Below are 16,843 nucleotides of genomic sequence, written 5' to 3' on the forward strand. Positions count from 1 at the left end.
ACCGACTACATCGACTCGGGGGCCTCGACGCCGAGGACCCCGAGCGCGTTCGCGACGGTGTGTTTCGAGGCAGCGACGATCGCCAGCCGCGCGTCCCGTAGCTCCGGCGACGACGCCGACAGGACCGGACATTCGCGGTAGAAGGAATTGTACGCGTCGGCGATCTCGCGGGTGTACGTCGCGACGATGTGCGGTTTCAGCTCGTCGGCAGCCTCCTCGATCACGGCCGGGAAGCGAGCGATCTCACGGAGGAGGGCCCGCGCTTCCGCGGTTTCGAGGACGTCCGCGTGCACGTCGACGGATGCCGTCCCGCCGGCGTCGTCACGTCCGGTCGTCGCATCGGCGGTGACGCTGGGGACCGACACGTCCGCGGTCGCGGCCTCCTGGAGGATGCCGCAACAGCGCGCGTGGACGTACTGAACGTACGGGGCCGACTGCGCCTCGAAGTCGAGCGCCCGGTCCCACTCGAAGGTGATCGCCTTGGCGGGCTGTTTCGAGACGATGTCGTACCGGACCGCGCCGATTCCGACCTGGTGGGCGATGCGCTCGACGTCCGACTCGTCGAGATCGTCGTCGCGGATCCGGTCGTCAAGACGGGTCTCGACCTCCTCGCGGGCGCGGTCGATCGCCTCGTCGAGGAGGTCATCGAGCATCACGCCGGTCCCGCGGCGGGTCGACATCTTCCCCTCGGGCAGGTTGACGTACGAGTAGATCACGTTCTCGAGCTGGTCGACGTCGTTGCCGAGGAGATCGAGGGTCGCGTTGAGCTGGTCGGCCTGCAGCTTGTGGTCCTCGCCGAGGACGGTGACGGCGCGGTCGTAGTTGTCGAACTTCCACTCGTGATGGGCCAGATCGCGGGTGGTGTACAGCGAGGTGCCATCCGACCGGAGGAAGACGAGGTTCTTGTCGATCCCCCACTCGTCGAGCTCGAGCTGCCAAGCGTCCTCCTCGTAAACCGCCTGGTCGGTCTCCGTGAGCCGGTCGGCGATCTCGTCGGTCGAGCCGTCGCGCATAAACCGCGTCTCTTTGACGAACTCGTCGAAGTCGGCCGGGAGGCGCGCGAGACACTCCCGCATCCCCGAGAGCACCTGGTCGACGACCTCGCCGACGCGCTCGTAGGTCTCCTCGTCGCCGTCCTCGAGACCCTGGAGGATGGACTGGATCTCGTCCTCGGCCGTCTCGACCGCCTCGGGGGCGGCCTCCTCGAGGTAGCTGTTCCCCTTGCGGTAATACCGGACGAGATCGTACTCGATCCGGTCGCGGGCCGGCGAGTCCTCGAGGTCGGATTCGTCGAAGGTCTCGTAGGCCCACGTGAAGACCGCCATCTGGCGGCCGGCGTCGTTCACGTAGTAGTGCCGATCGACTTCGTAGCCGGCCATGTCCACGACGTTGGCGACAGCGTCACCGACGATCGGGTTGCGCGCACGGCCGACGTGAACGGGGCCGGTCGGGTTCGCGCTCGTGTGCTCGACGACGACCGACGTGTCCCGATCCGCGAGCGCGCCGTAGTCGGCATCGATGCCGGCGGCGAGCGTGTCAGCGAGGTACGCGTCGGTCGTCCGGAAGTTGAGGTAGGGGCCGGCGGTCTCGACCGCCGCGAGGTAATCGTATGCCTCGGCGTCGATCGTTTCCGAGACGGCCTCGGCGAGTCGGCCGGCAACCTGCGGGGGCGCGTCCCCGAGCTCGCCCGCCAGCCGGAAGGACGTGCTCGAGGCGAGCGTGGCGTCCGTGTCGGCCGGCGGCTCCTCGATGCCGAGGTCGTCGGTCGGGAGATCGAGGTCGGAAAGCGCCGCCGAAAGCGCCGCCTCGACCTCCGACCGGAACTGTCGGAACATATTCCTCGTTCGAGAGGCCGGCTAAAAGGCCCTTGCGAAGCGGGAGCGACGGAACGGCGGAGCGACGACGGAACGAGACGGCGGAACGGGAACGCCAGGATGGGGACGGCAGGATGGAGACGACAGGACGGAAACGGTGGAACCGAGATACGGGCGGCTTTCGTCGTGACCGACGTTCCTTTATATATCCCGTGGGATGTAGGCACGTTGGGTTCCGGTAACCGGGATACATCACGATCGTGTGACGTCCAATCACATTTTCGTTATCCATACCGCATTCGTTATACTTATGCCCGGCAGGCCCGAACGTCGGAGTATATGCCAGACGCGGCGGCAGCATCCGAACGGACGGGCCCCGACGAGATCGCGGCGCTCAAAACGATCGCCCTGGCGGGCGGACTCTCGGAGACGAAAATCTCGTGTGCGGGGCTCGCGGCGGACCTTGACGCGTCGACACAGACCGCCTCCAGGCGGCTCCAGCGGCTGGAGGCGAACGACCTGATCGAGCGGGACGTGGTCGGCGACGGGCAGTGGGTCCAGGTAACCGATGCCGGCGAGTCGGTCCTCCGCGGCGAATACGCCGATTACCGGCGACTCTTCGAGACCGAGACGAAGCTGTCCCTGACCGGCGTCATCACGAGCGGGATGGGCGAGGGGCGCCACTACATCACGCTCGATGGATACATGTCGCAGTTCCGAACGCGGCTCGGCTACGAACCGTATCCGGGAACGCTCAACGTCGAGCTCGACGAGGCGAGCGTCCGAAAGCGCGGCGAGATGGCCGGCATCGCCGCCGTCGACATCGACGAGTGGGAGGGCGAAGACCGGACCTACGGCGCCGCGTCGTGTTACGCGGCGACGATCGTCGCCGACGGGACCGATGCCGAGTCCGACGATCGGGAGCCGCGTGAGTACGCCGGCGCACACGTCATCGTTCCGGATCGCACACACCACGACGAGTCCCAGCTCGAGGTGATCGCGGCCGACAAGCTCCGCGAGGAGCTCGCGCTTACCGACGGCGAAACGGTGCGGGTCCGGATCGAGCCGGCCGACCGCCCGGACCGCGACGGGGCAACCACGGGGGCACGGTGATGCGGGCGGACGCCGAAGCCGCCCTCGAGGGGGCGCTCGACGCCTTCCGTGCCGGCGGACCGGTCTGCATCCACGACTTCGTGGACCGGGAGGGTGAGACGGATCTCGTGTATCCCGCCCGCGCAGTCACCCCGGCGGCCGTCTCGCGGATGCGAAACGATGCCGGTGGCTTGATCTGCGTCGCCGTGAGCCACCGCGTCGCGGAGGCGTTCGAGTTGCCGTTCCTCGCGGACGCGATCGACCACCCCGCGATCGACGACGACCCGGCCTACGACACCCGGTCCTCCTTCTCGCTCCCGGTGAACCACCGGGAAACCTTCACCGGGATCACGGACATCGATCGTGCGCGGACGATCACCGAGTTGGGAACGGCGGCAGCGGCGGTCGAACGCGACCCCGAGGCCTACACCGCCGAAACCTTCGCGTCGGAGTTCCGGTCGCCGGGCCACGTCCACGTGCTCCGCGGAGCCGAAGATCTACTGGCCGATCGAACCGGCCACACCGAACTCGGGCTCGCGCTCGCGGCCGCTGCCGGGGAGCCGCCGGCCGTCGTCGTCTGCGAGATGATGGACGACGAGACCGGCACGGCCGTCACGCCGGAGGACGCCGCGGCCTACGCAGATCGACAGGGGATCCCCTACGTCGAGGGAAAAACGCTCGTCGAGGCGCTCGAGTGACGCGTCGGCGTGATCGACGGGGCATCCGAGCCGTCGAAGAGGCCACCAGCACGGCCGACGAATGCGGTAGCCCGTCGCGTGTTCCGCCTGATTTATGGCGGACGCCGACGAGGAGCGAGTATGAGCTTCGAGGAGATGGATGTCGACACGATCTGGAAGAACGGGTCCTTCGTCGACTGGGAGGACGCGACGACCCACGTGCTCACGCACGCGCTCCACTACGGAACCGGCGTCTTCGAGGGCGCCCGGTGTTACGACACGGAGAACGGGCCGGCGCTGTTCCGCTGGGAGGAACACCTCGATCGCCTGTTCGATTCCGCAAAGATGTACGATCTCGAGATTGACCACTCCCGTGCGGAGCTCACGAACGCGACCCTCGAGCTGCTCCGCAGGCAGGACCTCGAGAGCGGATACATCCGGCCGATCGCCTATTACGGGTACAACTCGCTGGGCGTCTCCCCGAAGGACTGCCCGACCGACGTCGCGATCGCCGCCTGGCCGTGGGGCACCTACCTCGGTGAGGAGGCACTGGAGGACGGCGTCGACGTGATGGTCTCCTCCTGGCGGAAACACGCCTCCTCACAGGTCCCCACGAACGTGAAGACGACCGGCCTCTACGTCAACTCGATGCTGGCGGGCGAGGAGGCCCGCCGGAACGGCTACGTCGAGGCGATCGTCTTGAACAAGGAGGGCAACGTCGCCGAGGGCCCCGGCGAGAACGTCTTCCTCGTCGACGACGGCGAGATCTACACCACGGGCCGAGCACAGTCGATCCTCGAGGGGATCACCCGGGACACCGTGATCACGCTGGCCCGCGAGAACGGCTACACCGTCCACGACGAGGCGACGCTCTCGCGTGGACAGCTGTACACCGCCGACGAGCTCTTCTTCACCGGCTCCGCGGCAGAGGTGACCCCGATCCGCTCCGTGGACGACACGGAGATCGGCCCCGGCACGCGTGGCCCGGTGACCGAGGAGCTACAGGACGCCTTCTTCGAGCTGGTCGAGCGTCGGACCGAGGAACACGACGACTGGTTCACGTACGTCTAGGTCGCGTCCGTCAGTCACGTACGCCCCCGACGATTCCGTTCGCCGCCGGTCCCGATCGCGGACGGAAACGAAGCGGTTTTCGGCCGGCGAGGCGAATCGAGCGGTATGGACAGTGGCGGATCCAGCGACATGACGCTGGCGTTCGAGTTGGCGGCCCTACAGCGGGTTGCGGACCCAAACGCCGTGTTCAACAACGCCAGACAGTGGACCGAATACGTCGGCGTCGTCAGCGAGAAGCCGACCTACGTGGTCACGAACTTCACCCGGAAACACCGCGTTCGCCAGGACTTCTTCTCGGGGCCGCGTGGCGTCGAGGAGAGCCTCGAGAACATCAAGACCCAGTTCGAGACCGACCGACACGTCTTCGTCGGGATCACGGACGAGGATGAGGCGGTCGCCGAGGCGGCCGGCTGGGAGTTCCTCCACGTCGAGGACGCGGCGGAAGCCGCCGGCTGGACCCTCGGCGAGGCCGAGGAGACGGCCGAGACGGACGCCGACGAACGCGACGACTGGCCCTGAGCGCCGACGAACGCGACGACTGACGCTGATTCCGGAGCGATCAGCGGTAGCAACCCACACCTTTCGAAAGTCCTAATCGGGTCTCGCCCGTTCATACCGGTAATGAGCCACCAGCTCCCCGACGTGCAGGCGTCCACGCCCGACGTCGCCGTCGGCCTCTCACAGGTGGGCGTCACCGACGTACAGAAGCTCGTGAAACTGTCACGGGGCGGGGACCGGCCGATCGTGTTGATGGCCGAGTTCGAGGTGTTCGTCGATCTGCCAAGCGGCCGGAAGGGCATCGACATGTCCCGGAACATGGAGGTCATCGACGAGATCCTCGAGGACATCACCCGCGAGGAGGCCTATCGCGTCGAGGACGTCTGCGGGGACGCGGCCGAACGACTCCTCGAGAAACACGAGTACACCTCCCGGGCGGAGGTGCAGATGACCGCGGACTACATCACGCGCGAACGGACGCCGGCCTCCGACCGGCCGACCCAGAACACCGCAACGATCATCGCCTCCGCGGAGGCGACCGAGGAGGGAACTCGCGAGGAGATCGGCGCCGAGGTGACCGGCATCACGGTCTGTCCGTGTTCACAGGGAATGTCCGAGGCGCGGGCCCGCGAGGAACTGCACGAGCTGGGCGTCGACGAGGAGACGACCGAGGCGTTCCTCGATGCGGTACCCCAGCCGGGGCACTCACAGCGCGGTCACGCGACGTTGACCGTGACTGCCGACGGCGATCCCGACGTCGACCTTCGGGAGATCATCGACATCGCCAGGAACTCGATGAGCGCGCGTATCTACAACCTCGCGAAGCGTCCGGACGAGGACCACATGACCTACCACGCCCACGCCAACGCGAAGTTCGTCGAGGACTGCGTCCGGTCGCTGGCCGATCAGACGGTCTCCGCGTTCGACCATCTCGACGACGACGCCGTGATCCGGATCGCCCAGTCGAACGACGAGTCCATCCACGAGCACAACGCACACGCCGAACGCGAGGTCACGATCGGACAGCTTCGATCGGAAGTGAACGGCGACGACATTGCCGACGACTCGGCATCGGGATCGTAGCTACCGGCCGTCGAATTCGTCACGCGATCGGAACCGATCGAGCCGCGTCGCCGCCGCCCACCGCGGTTCGAACCGGTCACGGACCTCGGCCGCGAACGTGGGATCGGTCAGATCGATCATCGCGAACGGTTCCCCCGCCGACAGCGGATGGGGGACCTCCAGACACACCTCGGTGTCGTCGAGGAGGGTACACGACCCCTCGATGCCCTCGACGGGACGGTCACCGGATCCCTCAACGACACGGGATTCGAACCGTTCGTCGTCGAGTAATCGCTCCAAAGATCGGCTGCCGCTGCCGATCCGGTCCGGCAGTCGATCGACGAGGGCCGCCGACACGAGGACGCGCGTGTCGACGCCACGGTCGAGCGCATCGGCGATCGCGGCGGTCACGCGATCGCTTACTGCCGGCAGATCGACGCCGGTCGCCGGCGTCCCGGCAACGATCACGATCCGGTCGTCTGCCGCCGCGAGACGGTCTAACAGGAGGGCAACCGTTTCCTCGTCGCCGACCGCCGCCGTCCAAAACTCCTCGGCAACGGGGTCGTCCGCCGCAAGCTCCGCAGTAAGGGTGTCGACGACCGACTCATACCGTGTCAGCCGTTCGTCGAGCTCGCGGCGCTTCTCGGCCAGCAGCCGATCGAGTGCGACGTCCGGTTCGACCGCGACGTACGTTTTCGGCCGGCTTGCGTCCTGACTCCGGACCAGATCGCGATCCTCGAGTTCGTTGAGAACGTCGTAGATCCGACCCATCGGGACGTCGCTCGCCCGTGACAGATCCTTCGCGATGATCGGACCGGTTCCCACCAGCGTGCGGTAGGTCCGTGCCTCGTACTCCGACAGCCCGAGATCGCGAAGGTTCGCCATACAGGAGGTCCACACGCGACCGGTATAAACACATCGCCGGTTTATCACACCGCGGTCCCGGAACCGGTTCCGGCAGTATAACTGCCGAAACCGTCGGTTCCGATCCTAGCGCATCGCTGAAACCGCGTTCAGCAACTCATCAGGAGTTTCCACGGGGTCGGAGTGGTCAGCAGACACCACAACGATCGCGGTTCCTGCGTCGGGCGCGATCGGCGTCGGCACCTCTTCGCGGTGGGCGTTCACCACGACGACCTTCCCGTGGTCGGCCACGCGCCACGCCGCACGGTGGAGATCGGTTCCCGGTTCGGTGCCGACGAACACCGCCGGCGTCCCGTGACACAGCCGCGCAGTGAGGCTTCCGTAACTCGCCAGCTGTACCCCGTATCGATCGGTCGCGCCGGCGAAGGCGGCCGCCGTCTCGTGGGCAACGTCGACGTATCGGTCGGTCCCGGTCGCGATGCCGAGATCCAAAAGCGCCGTGGCGACCTCGACGTTCGTGTCGAGCGGCCTGAAAGGGTGGTCGAGCAGGCCGGCGCCCTCTCGCGGGCCGTCGAGGAACGATCCGTCGACGAACAGCGTCTCGATGGCCCGATCGGCGACGGTTTGGGCCACGTCGATCCCCTCACCGAGGACGCCCTGGGCCCGGGTGAAGACGGCGATAACCCGGGCGAGATCTTCAAGGACGTCCGTCTCGCCGCCCGGCTCCTCGGTGAGGTATCGGGTTACCTCGCCCGTCGAGGCGTCGACCAGTTCGCGTTCGAGAGTCCCGAGGATCCGCTCGGCGTACTCGCGAGCGTGGTCGTCGTCGGTATACGCCGCGTAGGTCAACAGCGCGTCGGCAGCGAGGGCGTTTCCGCCCGCAAGCACGGTGTGGTCACGGCGGGGGGCGGTGCGCTCGGCACGACCGTCGGCGTCGCGGGCGTAGTAGGCCCGTCCCTCGCCCGGACCGATGGATCCGCCGACGCCGATGCCGGTCCACAGATCGTCGGTGAGGAACCCGACCGCCTCGTGAGCGATCTCCTCGTAGGCGGCGTCGCCGGTGTGGAGATAGGCGTTCGCGAACGCCCGCGTCAACGCGGCGTTCGCGTCGATCGGCTTCTCGTGGTGAACGTCGTTCCAGTCGCGGGTCCCGGCATACCGGAAGAAGCCGCCGGCGACGTCGTCCCGGAGGTTCGTCGAGATCGCATCCAGGGTCCGCAGCGCCTGTGACCGCTCGCGTTTGAGCGCGAACTCGATCGTTCGCGGCAGCGGGAACTTTGCGTCGTCCCCCCAGCCGGCGTGCTCGGCGTCGAACTGCACGTCGAGCTGTCCGGCGAGATGCTCCTCGATCGCCTCGGTGACCTCGCCGGACGGCGGCAGGTCGCCGGCGAGCGCGCGCGGGACGCGCCCAGCCGCGTCGCCGTCCTCGGTCCACCGGTCGCGGACGGACTCGAGCACCTGTCGCATTCCGTCGGGGCCGAGGTAGCCGGCGCCGGTGAGCAGCTCGCCGCCCGGCGTGAGGAAGACGGTCGAGGGGAATCCGCCCATGTTGTAGCGTTCGCGAACCCGGGGCCAGCGGTCGACGTCGACCCGGATCGGGACGAACGACTCGTTGATGTTGGCGGCGATCCGCGGCTCGCCGTACGTCTTCGCGTCCATCTCGTGACAGCCGTCACACCACGTCGCGGTGAGCGCGAGCAGTACGGGGCGGTCGGTCTCCGCGGCCTCGGCGAAGGCGTCCGGCCCCCAGTCGCGCCACTCGACGTGCGTCTCGGTCATACCCGGCGGTCGGGTGGCCGGGAGGGTAAGGGCTTCGAGACGGGCGGCGTCGGCGCAGTCGACGAAGCGCCACTAGAGGCCGCGCAGGTCCTCGAGCGTGTCGTCGATGTCGCGGTCCGCGACCGCGAGCGAGAAGCCATCGGCCCGCGCGAGGTCGCCGGCGTGGTCCCACAGGTCGTCCTCGTCGATCCCGTGCAGGACCACGGCGTTCGGGGTCGGCGTGACGACCCGGAGTGCGACGAGCGGGGACTCTCCGCGTGTCACGTTCGTGAACACGAGCGCACGGTTCGTCGACTGACCGTAAAGCCGGTAGAACTCCTCGCTCGAGAGCCGCGAGATCGCCTGAATGGAGTTGATGACCGTGTGACCGTAGATCCGGTCGCGCTCGCCCGCAACGATCTCGGTGGCGTCCATCGCGTCGTGAAACGTCGACAGCGGGACGGCGGTCGTGTACTCCCGGAGGTCGAGAACGACGTCGCTCTCGAAACCGGCCGAGATGACGCGTGCGTACTGTCTGAGTCGGTCGCCGCCCCGGTCGGCGTCGATCGCGATCAGCGCCTCCACGGTTCGCCGAACGACGCCGATCCCGGGGCTCTCGCGGCGGCCGCTCTCGTAGTCGGAGACCACGGAGGAGGAGACGCCGAGCTGGCCGGCAAGCTCGGTCTGTGAGACGTCGAAGTCCGTGCGCCACTTGCGGAGGGTTGCGCCCGGATCGTCGCTGAGGGTGATCTCGCCGGCGATCCGCCGCGCCAACTCCTCGCGCGCGCGCTGGCTCATCGTCACCACGTGCGGTCGAACCGGGCAAAAGGGTGTCGAAATCGGGGTTCGGCGATCATCGATATCCCGCGGCCGAAACCGTGAGAAAGCCGGCCGCTCGACGGCAGGTATGGAGATCCGACCGTACGATCCCGACGATCCCGACGACGTTGCGGCGCTGTGGACCCACAAGCAGGCCTTCGAGCGTGGACTCGGCGCGGAAACCGGCGGCGAGGAGAAGGCGACCGCCTACGAGGCGAAGATCACCGACTCCTACCGGGCGGAGTGGCTCGAGTGGGTCGAACGGTGCGTCGCGGCGGAGGAGCGATGCGTGACGGTCGCGGACGCCGGCGACGGGTACGAGGCCGAGAACGCCGGCGACGAGTCCGAAAACGGGACCATCGGGGACGAGGGCGAGGGCGAGGACGACGGGATCGTCGGATACGTCTTCGTCCTCCCCGAGACGCACCGATTCATCTGGGACGCGGCGGTGCTCAACGAGATCTTCGTCGCGCCCGCCTACCGCGGCGAGGGCGTCGCCGACGACCTGATGGACGCTGCACTGGCGCTGGCGACCGACCAGGACCTCCCGATCGACCGCCTGATCCTCGACGTCGATCCCGACAACGAACGGGCACGCCGGTTCTACGACCGACACGGGTTCGAGGCGTGGGGAGAACTGGTGGCCCGACCGCTGTGAGCCGGGCGAGAGCGGCCGCCGCGACCTGGGCGAGAGCGGCCGCCGCGACCTGGGCGAGAGCGGCCGCCGCGTCACAGGATATCGGTGCCGCCATCGGTCGCGGTGCGCCATTCGGACCGGCTGATCGTGTAGCGGACGCGGTCGTGAACGCTCCCGTCGAGGAACGTGAGATCGTTCCGCAGCCGTCCCTCGCGGCGGCCGCCGAACCGGTCGACGTATCGTTCGATCGCCCGCTGCGACCGGTCGTTGTCGGGATGGTGCGAGACGGCCACGACCGCCAGATCGAGCCGGTCGAAGGCGAGTTCGAGCAACGCCGCGGCGCGTTCGCCGGCGTAGCCACTCCCCTGGAACCGGTCCCGGAGCCAGATGCCGGGTTCGGCGAGGCGACGGTCCCAGTCGATCCGTAGCTCCGTACAGCCCGCGATCTCGCCGGCACCCTCCTCTCCCTCGGCGGGTCGGATGAGGTAGTTCACGGCCGACCGCTGCTCCCAGGTCGACCGCCCTCGGTCGAGAAACGCCGCGGTCTCGTCGATCGTGTCGTGGGGATCCCAGGTCACGTACTCGGTGACGGTCTCGATCCCGGGATCGGACGAACAGATCCGATACAGTTCGTGGACGTCGACCCGATCCGGCCACAGCGGCGTGAGTCGGAGACGGTCGGTTTCGATCAGCTCGGGGAACACATCATATCGTTGACGGCGCCAAAGTATAAAACGGGCCGCGTGGATCCGGCAGGATCGAGGGAAACCAGTCAATCGACCGACCGTTCACGACGATGAACGGTTCGAACGGACTCGATCGTTTATGTGTGGGCGTCCCGTCCCCACGCTTGATGAGGGTTCGTGTGGCCGCGATCGCGGTCTGTCTTGCGGTCGCGGTCGGCGTCGGGGGTCTCGGGAGCGTCGCGGTCGGGGATGCGGCCGCCGAGTCGCCCGCGGAGATGGCGGTCGAGACCGTGAGCGGCGCGGACGTCGCTGCGGTACACGCGGGAGCCGATGACGCCCGACGCCCGCAAGTAGCCGGCGACGGACCGGCAACCGAGAACGAGACGGGGGCCCGGAACGGAACGGAGTCCCAGGAGGGGACGGAATCCCGAACCGGAACCACGACCGAGCAGGAACCGACTTCGGGACCGGAAACCACTCCGACGACGAACGGGACGGCGGAAACGACCGGCGGATCCCCCAGGTTCGGGGCCAGCCTGAGCGCCTTCGTGCAGTCGACCTCAGCCGAAACCGAAACGACGGTCGATCAGGGGATGTGGGAAGCGGGCGCCGGCGAGTCAGTGGACAACGAGGAAGGAGTCGATCGCGCGACCGAGCTCGCCGAACAGGTCCGATCGATCCACGCGGAGCGTCGGACGCTCGCGTGGAACCGCTCGAACGGGACGATCGACGGGGCTCGATATCGTGCCGCCGACCGGCGACTCGAGGCCCGTCTCGAGGCGACGCGCGCGGCCGCCGCGTCAGCACGCGAGCTGACGCCGGACGACTCCGCCTCGAGCCGGGCGTTCGCGGCCGTCGAGAACGCCGCCGCGGCCGCCCAGGGACCGCCGGAGACTCCGAAAGACGGGAACGGACCGCCGAGTGAGAGCCCTGGGAACGCGACCGCTCCCGGAACCGTCGGTGGCGGCCCCGGAAACGGGACCGGGTTCGAAAACGCGACCGAGCGACCGAGCGAGGTGCCCGGAAACGAGGCGACGTTCCCGTGGGACGGGCCGATCCTGCCGGACGATCCCGGTCCGAACGCCGACGGTTCGGGGAGCCGGAACGCTGCGGACGGAAACGAAAGCGGGGGCGAAGCCGGTGAAAGGGGACAGCCGGGGAACGCCGGGAATTCCGAGAACACCGGAAACGGCGGAACCGCCGGAGATGGCGGGCCCTCCGAAAGCGAACGTGACGGGGACCGTGGAACCAGCACCGACCGTGGGAAGTCGGGGGACGGCGCGCCAGGAAGCGGGAATGGACCGGAGGCCGGGAACGGGAAAAGTGACGCATCCGGAAACGACGACGCAGCCGGAAACGACGACCGGCCGGGTGACGGGGCGGGAGACGACCACGGCAACGCGCCGGCCGATCCGGAGGCCGACGACGCCAGTGACGGTTCGAGCAGTTCCGAACCCAGCAGTCCCGAAAGCGACGGGCCAGGAAACGAGGGCGCCGGGAGCGGTAACTCGGAAAACGACGGCGCCGGAAGCGAGAGCTCCGGAACCGACGGTCCTGGGAACGGAGACTCCGGAAACGACGAAAACTCCGGGGAGAACGCGGGTGAGAGAGCACCGTCGGACGATGGCAGCGGACCACCGTCCGATGGCGGAGCCGAAACCGATCCCGGAAACGGTGACGGCAGTGGTAGTGGTCGAAACAGCGGATCCGAAAGCAGCAGCGATACGGGCCCCGACAACAGCGGAAACGGAGACACCGACGACCGCGATAACGCCGGCAACAACGGGAATTCCGATTCCGGGGGCTCGGACGGTAGGTCCGGAAACGGCGCCCAGCCGGCGGATCGACCGCGTCTCGCCACGGCGAAGAGCATCGTCACGCTGGCGTGATCCCGGCTGATCGGGTCGCACCGGAACGCAACCTATTCGGCCGTCGGCGGCCGACGCGACGTATGACCGACTACTTCGAGGTTCACGAGCGGGACGGCGCCGCCCGCCTCGGCGAACTCCGGCTCGCGGATCCCGTCCGAACGCCGGCCCGGGCGGACCCGTTCATCGAGGACGCCGGGAGTCTCTGGGCGGCCGACCGATCGATACCGGACTGCGGCGAGGACACGCTGACGGTGCTCCCGCACCGCGGGTTCCCGGCCGGCACCCGCGAGGAGGTTCGGGAGGCGTTTCGGGTCGAGCATCCCGACGTCGAGTTCCCCAGCGCGGCGGTCGTGAGCGCCCAGGATCCGGTTGCGTCCGGCGCCGACGCGTACGTCATCTCGGAGGCGCCCACGCTGGTCGGGCACGCGCGGGCGTTCGTCGAGGCGATGGTGCGGATCAAACGATCCCTGCCGGCCGACACCGCCGTGCTGCTGTCCGGGGTCGCGACGCCGCTGAACGTCGCGACGCTCGCGTACGCCGGCGTCGATCTCGTCGACGGAACGCTCGCGCGGGTGAAGGGCTCACAGGGCAAGTACCTGACAGCGGACGGCGAACACTTCCTCGAGGACCTCGAGGAACTCCCGTGTGCGTGCCCGGCGTGTGCGGGCCCCCGCGACGAGTTCACCCGTCAAGACTGCGAGCAGCACAACCTGAACGCGCTCGACGCCGAGCTACGGCGGGTTCGCCACCGGATCCATCGCGGCCGGCTGCGCGATTACATCGAGGGGCAGGCGCGCCACGACCAGTGGCTCACCGCCACGTTCCGCCGGCTCGATGACGAGTGGGGGTTCCTCGAGCGGCGGACGCCGGTGATCCGCGACGCGGAGATCACGGCCGCAAGCGCCGAGACGATGGACCGGGTCGAGATCCGGCGGTTCGCCGACCGGGTGACGAGCCGGTATCGATCGCGGTTCGACGCGCCGCTGGTGCTCGTGCCCTGCTCGGCGACGAAGCCCTACAGCGACTCCCAGAGCCACCGACAGTTCCACGACGCGATCCAGTGGCGGGGCCACATCGCCTCGATGACCTCGCCGATCGGCGTGGTGCCCCAGGAGCTCGAGACCACCTACCCGGCCCAACACTACGACTCGGTGGTGACCGGCGACTGGTCGAGCGAGGAGATCGAGTTCGTCGCGGAGGTCCTCCGGCGGTATCTGGAGCGGAACGACTACCCCCGCGTCATCGCACACGTCCCCGAGGACGGCTATCGAGAGATCTGCGCGCGCGTGGCGGGCGCGGTCGACGTCCCGTTCGAGTACACCTGCGGGGACCATCCGACGACCGACGACTCCCTGGACGCTCTCGCGGCGGCGCTCGAGGGCGAACCGGCCTACAGCAAGCGCGAGCGCGAGCACAACACGGTTCGTGCACTCGCCGACTACCAGTTCGGCCCGGTCGGAAGCACGGACGCAGGCACGGGCACGGGCGAGGACGCCGGCACAGAGATCTTCGGCGAGGACCTCCACACGACCGGCCGCTACCCGAAGCTGCAGGCGTGGTCGGGGCCGGCCGGCGACGCGGGCACGCAGTTAGCAACGATGGTGCCACAGTACGGCGTCCTCTCGCTCACGCTCGCGGGCGCGCGACGCTGGGTCGACAGCGACGTCCCGACGAAGCGGGTCGAGATCGACGGATTCGTTCCCCAGGGGTCGGTGCTGGCGCCCGGCATCGTCGACGCCGACGACGCGATCCGCGTCGGCGACGAGGTCGTGATCGAGGGGCCGGCAGCGTTCGCCGTCGGCCGCGCCGAGATGCACGGCAGGGAGATGATCGACTCGACGCGCGGGATCGCGGTGACGGTCCGACACTGCGAGGAACGGTGACCGGCCGCGAGGTCACATCACTGCATCTCGATCCCGCGTCTCACCACGTCTCGATCCGGTCCTCGCGAACGTCCTCGAGACAGCCGGCACAGTCGGGGTGGTCGGCATCGAAGCAGGCCGGCGTCCCGTCCTCGGCGACCGGAACCGCTCGGGTCTCGGCGTGTCGCCGGCAGACGATCCGGGCGTTCCCGTCCGCGTCCGTGGGGAGGTCGAACCGGTCGGCTCCCGTCCGGTCCGTCCCGGATCGGTCGGACTCGGCGCCGTCGCCGTCCTCGAGTCCCGACCGATAGGCGCGTTTGGCCGACTCAAACTCCCGGCCCGCGCGCCGCAGACCCCGGCGAAGCGCGCGCTCGATGCCCTCGTCCATATCGGGGGATCGGGGCGGCGAGCCAATCAGTCTTCGGCATCGATCGACGCCGGGGATGGCGTCCGATCGCTATTCGTCCCGCCGCTCGCGCATGCTCTGCCGGGTGAACTGCGGGCGGGCGCGGATCCCCTTTCGCGAGCGGAACGACCGGTACAACGCGATCGCGAGCGGGGCCGAGAGACCGAGCGAGAGCGCCGCGAGTTCCCAGGCGTTCGCGAACGAGTAGAGGATCGTCGCGGAGAGGACGCCGACGGCCAGCAACACCGAGTAGGCGATCCGCATCGCCAGTTTGTCGAGCACGTGGGTGTCGTCCTCGATGGTGACGTTGAGGTGGACGTCGCCGCGCTCGGCCCGGTCGAGGACGCGATCGAGTTTCGGCGGAACGGTGATGAGCGATCGGGCGGTCTCCTGGATCTGATCGCCCGCTTCGGCGGCCATATCCCGTGCGGTCTGCTCGTAGTAGCCCTCCTCGCGGAGGTAGTCGGTCGCCGTCTCGATGAAGTCGAACTCCGGATCGAGGGTGACGCAGACCCCCTCGACCACGGTCGCGACCCGGAGCACCAGCGCGAGGTTCCGGGGCAGTCGCAGCGGGAACTCGTAGATCGTCGACTCGACCTGCTCGATGATCTGGTTCACCCGATACTGTTCGATGTCTTCGCCGCGGGCGTCGGCGATCGCCAGCTCCATCACCTCGCCCATCACCTCACGGTCGGCCTCCGGCGAGAGGGTCCCGATCGCGATCAGCGTGTCGAGGATCGCGTCGATGTCCTGGTTCGCGACGGCGACGTAGAACTCGACGATCTGCTCCTGTACGTACGGATCGACGCGGCCGGACATCCCGAAGTCGTAGAAGACGATCGAGCCGTCCTCGGCGACCGCGAGGTTCCCCGGGTGCGGGTCGGCGTGGAAGACGCCGTCGTCGATGATCATCCGGAGGTACGCACGCTGGAGCGTCTCGGCGACCGCGGTCGGATCGTGGCCGGCCGCCTCCAGGTCGTCGATCCGGTCGATCTTGGTCCCCGGGATGTACTCCATCGTGAGGACGCGCTCGCCGGACGCCTCGGGATAGGCTGCGGGGATCCGGACCGAGTCGTCGTCCGCGAAGTTCCCGCGGATCTCCGCGAGCATCTCGCGCTCGCGGTCGTAGTCCATCTCCTGGCGGATCGTCTTGGCAAACTCCTCGGAGAGGTTCTCCAGCGAGAAGGCTCGCCCGCTGTCGATGAACCGCTTGACGATCGGCAGCGACCACCGGATCACGCGCAGGTCGGCGTTCACGAGCGGTTCGATCCCGGGACGGCGGACCTTGACCGCGACGGGATCCCCCTCGTAGGTGGCAGTATACACCTGCCCCAGGCTCGCACCGCTTATCGGGTCGGCGTCGAAGTCGTCGAAGACCGCGTCGACGGACCCGAACTCGGCCTCGAGCACCTCGCGTGCCTCCGTCCACGGCGCCGGCGGCACGTCGTCCTGGAGCTGTGAGAGGACGTCGATGTAGGCCGGCGGCAGGACGTCGGGTCGGGTCGACAGCAGCTGTCCGAGCTTGATGAACGTCGGGCCGAGCGTGAGCAGGACATCGAGCAGGGTGGCTGCGCGGTCGCGTTGTGTCTCGGCGTCGACCTCGCGGGAACCGCCGAACAGGAAGAACCGTCGTCGGTCGCGCCAGTACGCGATGATGAGCGGCGAAAAACGCCGCAGAACGACCCAAAACCGCCAGTATGCGCGGAGAGTGACCAGCGTGATCACC

The 16,843-nt window shown here is 68.2% G+C and carries 15 protein-coding genes; 8 read left to right on the forward strand and 7 right to left on the reverse strand.

Annotated features, from left to right (window positions below; genetic code table 11):
* Window positions 1-5: 5 nt before the first annotated feature.
* Complete coding sequence (gene argS / locus BLW38_RS07525) at window positions 6-1,835, reverse strand: arginine--tRNA ligase (protein WP_092816570.1); 1,830 nt, start codon at window positions 1,833-1,835, stop codon at window positions 6-8.
* A gap of 318 nt (window positions 1,836-2,153) precedes the next feature.
* On the opposite strand from argS, the gene BLW38_RS07530 reads away from it, so the two are divergent.
* The 5 genes from BLW38_RS07530 (at window position 2,154) to mptA (ending at window position 6,235) form a co-directional block, all read left to right on the forward strand.
* On the forward strand, window positions 2,154-2,927 hold the full coding sequence (locus tag BLW38_RS07530; protein ID WP_092816572.1) for a DUF120 domain-containing protein: 774 nt from the start codon (window positions 2,154-2,156) through the stop codon (window positions 2,925-2,927).
* On the forward strand, window positions 2,927-3,604 hold the full coding sequence (gene ribB, locus BLW38_RS07535) for a 3,4-dihydroxy-2-butanone-4-phosphate synthase (protein ID WP_092816574.1): 678 nt from the start codon (window positions 2,927-2,929) through the stop codon (window positions 3,602-3,604). The genes BLW38_RS07530 and ribB overlap by 1 nt, the downstream gene beginning before the upstream one ends.
* A gap of 120 nt (window positions 3,605-3,724) precedes the next feature.
* Window positions 3,725-4,654, forward strand: a complete 930-nt coding sequence (locus tag BLW38_RS07540) for a branched-chain amino acid transaminase (protein WP_092816576.1) — start codon at window positions 3,725-3,727, stop codon at window positions 4,652-4,654.
* A gap of 105 nt (window positions 4,655-4,759) precedes the next feature.
* Window positions 4,760-5,173 carry a DUF7124 domain-containing protein gene (locus BLW38_RS07545; protein ID WP_092816578.1) on the forward strand — a complete coding sequence of 138 codons (414 nt, stop codon included), beginning with the start codon at window positions 4,760-4,762 and terminating at the stop codon, window positions 5,171-5,173.
* A gap of 102 nt (window positions 5,174-5,275) precedes the next feature.
* Window positions 5,276-6,235, forward strand: a complete 960-nt coding sequence (gene mptA, locus BLW38_RS07550) for a GTP cyclohydrolase MptA (RefSeq protein WP_092816580.1) — start codon at window positions 5,276-5,278, stop codon at window positions 6,233-6,235.
* Here the strand turns inward: mptA and BLW38_RS07555 are convergent, their stop codons facing one another.
* The 3 genes from BLW38_RS07555 to BLW38_RS07565 form a co-directional block, all read right to left on the reverse strand.
* On the reverse strand, window positions 6,236-7,099 hold the full coding sequence (locus BLW38_RS07555; RefSeq protein WP_092816582.1) for a TrmB family transcriptional regulator: 864 nt from the start codon (window positions 7,097-7,099) through the stop codon (window positions 6,236-6,238).
* A 105-nt stretch (window positions 7,100-7,204) separates the two neighbouring features.
* Window positions 7,205-8,857: a DUF255 domain-containing protein gene (locus BLW38_RS07560; protein WP_092816584.1), complete on the reverse strand. Its 1,653-nt coding sequence runs from the start codon at window positions 8,855-8,857 to the stop codon at window positions 7,205-7,207.
* Window positions 8,858-8,929: 72 nt separating this feature from the next.
* Window positions 8,930-9,634 (reverse strand): helix-turn-helix domain-containing protein, encoded by a 705-nt coding sequence (locus BLW38_RS07565; RefSeq protein WP_092816587.1) that lies wholly within the window; start codon window positions 9,632-9,634, stop codon window positions 8,930-8,932.
* Window positions 9,635-9,743: 109 nt separating this feature from the next.
* On the opposite strand from BLW38_RS07565, the gene BLW38_RS07570 reads away from it, so the two are divergent.
* Window positions 9,744-10,313, forward strand: a complete 570-nt coding sequence (locus tag BLW38_RS07570) for a GNAT family N-acetyltransferase (RefSeq protein ID WP_092816589.1) — start codon at window positions 9,744-9,746, stop codon at window positions 10,311-10,313.
* Window positions 10,314-10,384: 71 nt separating this feature from the next.
* Here the strand turns inward: BLW38_RS07570 and BLW38_RS07575 are convergent, their stop codons facing one another.
* Complete coding sequence (locus BLW38_RS07575) at window positions 10,385-10,996, reverse strand: GNAT family N-acetyltransferase (protein WP_092816591.1); 612 nt, start codon at window positions 10,994-10,996, stop codon at window positions 10,385-10,387.
* A 149-nt stretch (window positions 10,997-11,145) separates the two neighbouring features.
* Between BLW38_RS07575 and BLW38_RS07580 the strand changes: the two genes are divergently transcribed.
* Together BLW38_RS07580 and arcS are read left to right on the forward strand one after the other, a co-directional pair.
* Window positions 11,146-12,867 carry a hypothetical protein gene (locus BLW38_RS07580; RefSeq protein WP_092816593.1) on the forward strand — a complete coding sequence of 574 codons (1,722 nt, stop codon included), beginning with the start codon at window positions 11,146-11,148 and terminating at the stop codon, window positions 12,865-12,867.
* A 62-nt stretch (window positions 12,868-12,929) separates the two neighbouring features.
* Complete coding sequence (gene arcS / locus BLW38_RS07585; protein ID WP_092816595.1) at window positions 12,930-14,732, forward strand: archaeosine synthase subunit alpha; 1,803 nt, start codon at window positions 12,930-12,932, stop codon at window positions 14,730-14,732.
* 40 nt (window positions 14,733-14,772) lie between these two features.
* Here arcS and BLW38_RS07590 read toward each other — a convergent pair whose 3' ends face one another.
* On the reverse strand, window positions 14,773-15,099 hold the full coding sequence (locus BLW38_RS07590) for a DUF7091 family protein (RefSeq protein ID WP_092816597.1): 327 nt from the start codon (window positions 15,097-15,099) through the stop codon (window positions 14,773-14,775).
* A gap of 69 nt (window positions 15,100-15,168) precedes the next feature.
* The gene (locus tag BLW38_RS07595) at window positions 15,169-16,842 is read right to left on the reverse strand and encodes an ABC1 kinase family protein (protein WP_092816599.1); all 1,674 of its coding nucleotides are present in this window, start codon (window positions 16,840-16,842) and stop codon (window positions 15,169-15,171) included.
* Window position 16,843: the final 1 nt, after the last annotated feature.

The organism is Halopenitus malekzadehii (assembly GCF_900108505.1).
GTDB classification, from domain to species: domain Archaea; phylum Halobacteriota; class Halobacteria; order Halobacteriales; family Haloferacaceae; genus Halopenitus; species Halopenitus malekzadehii.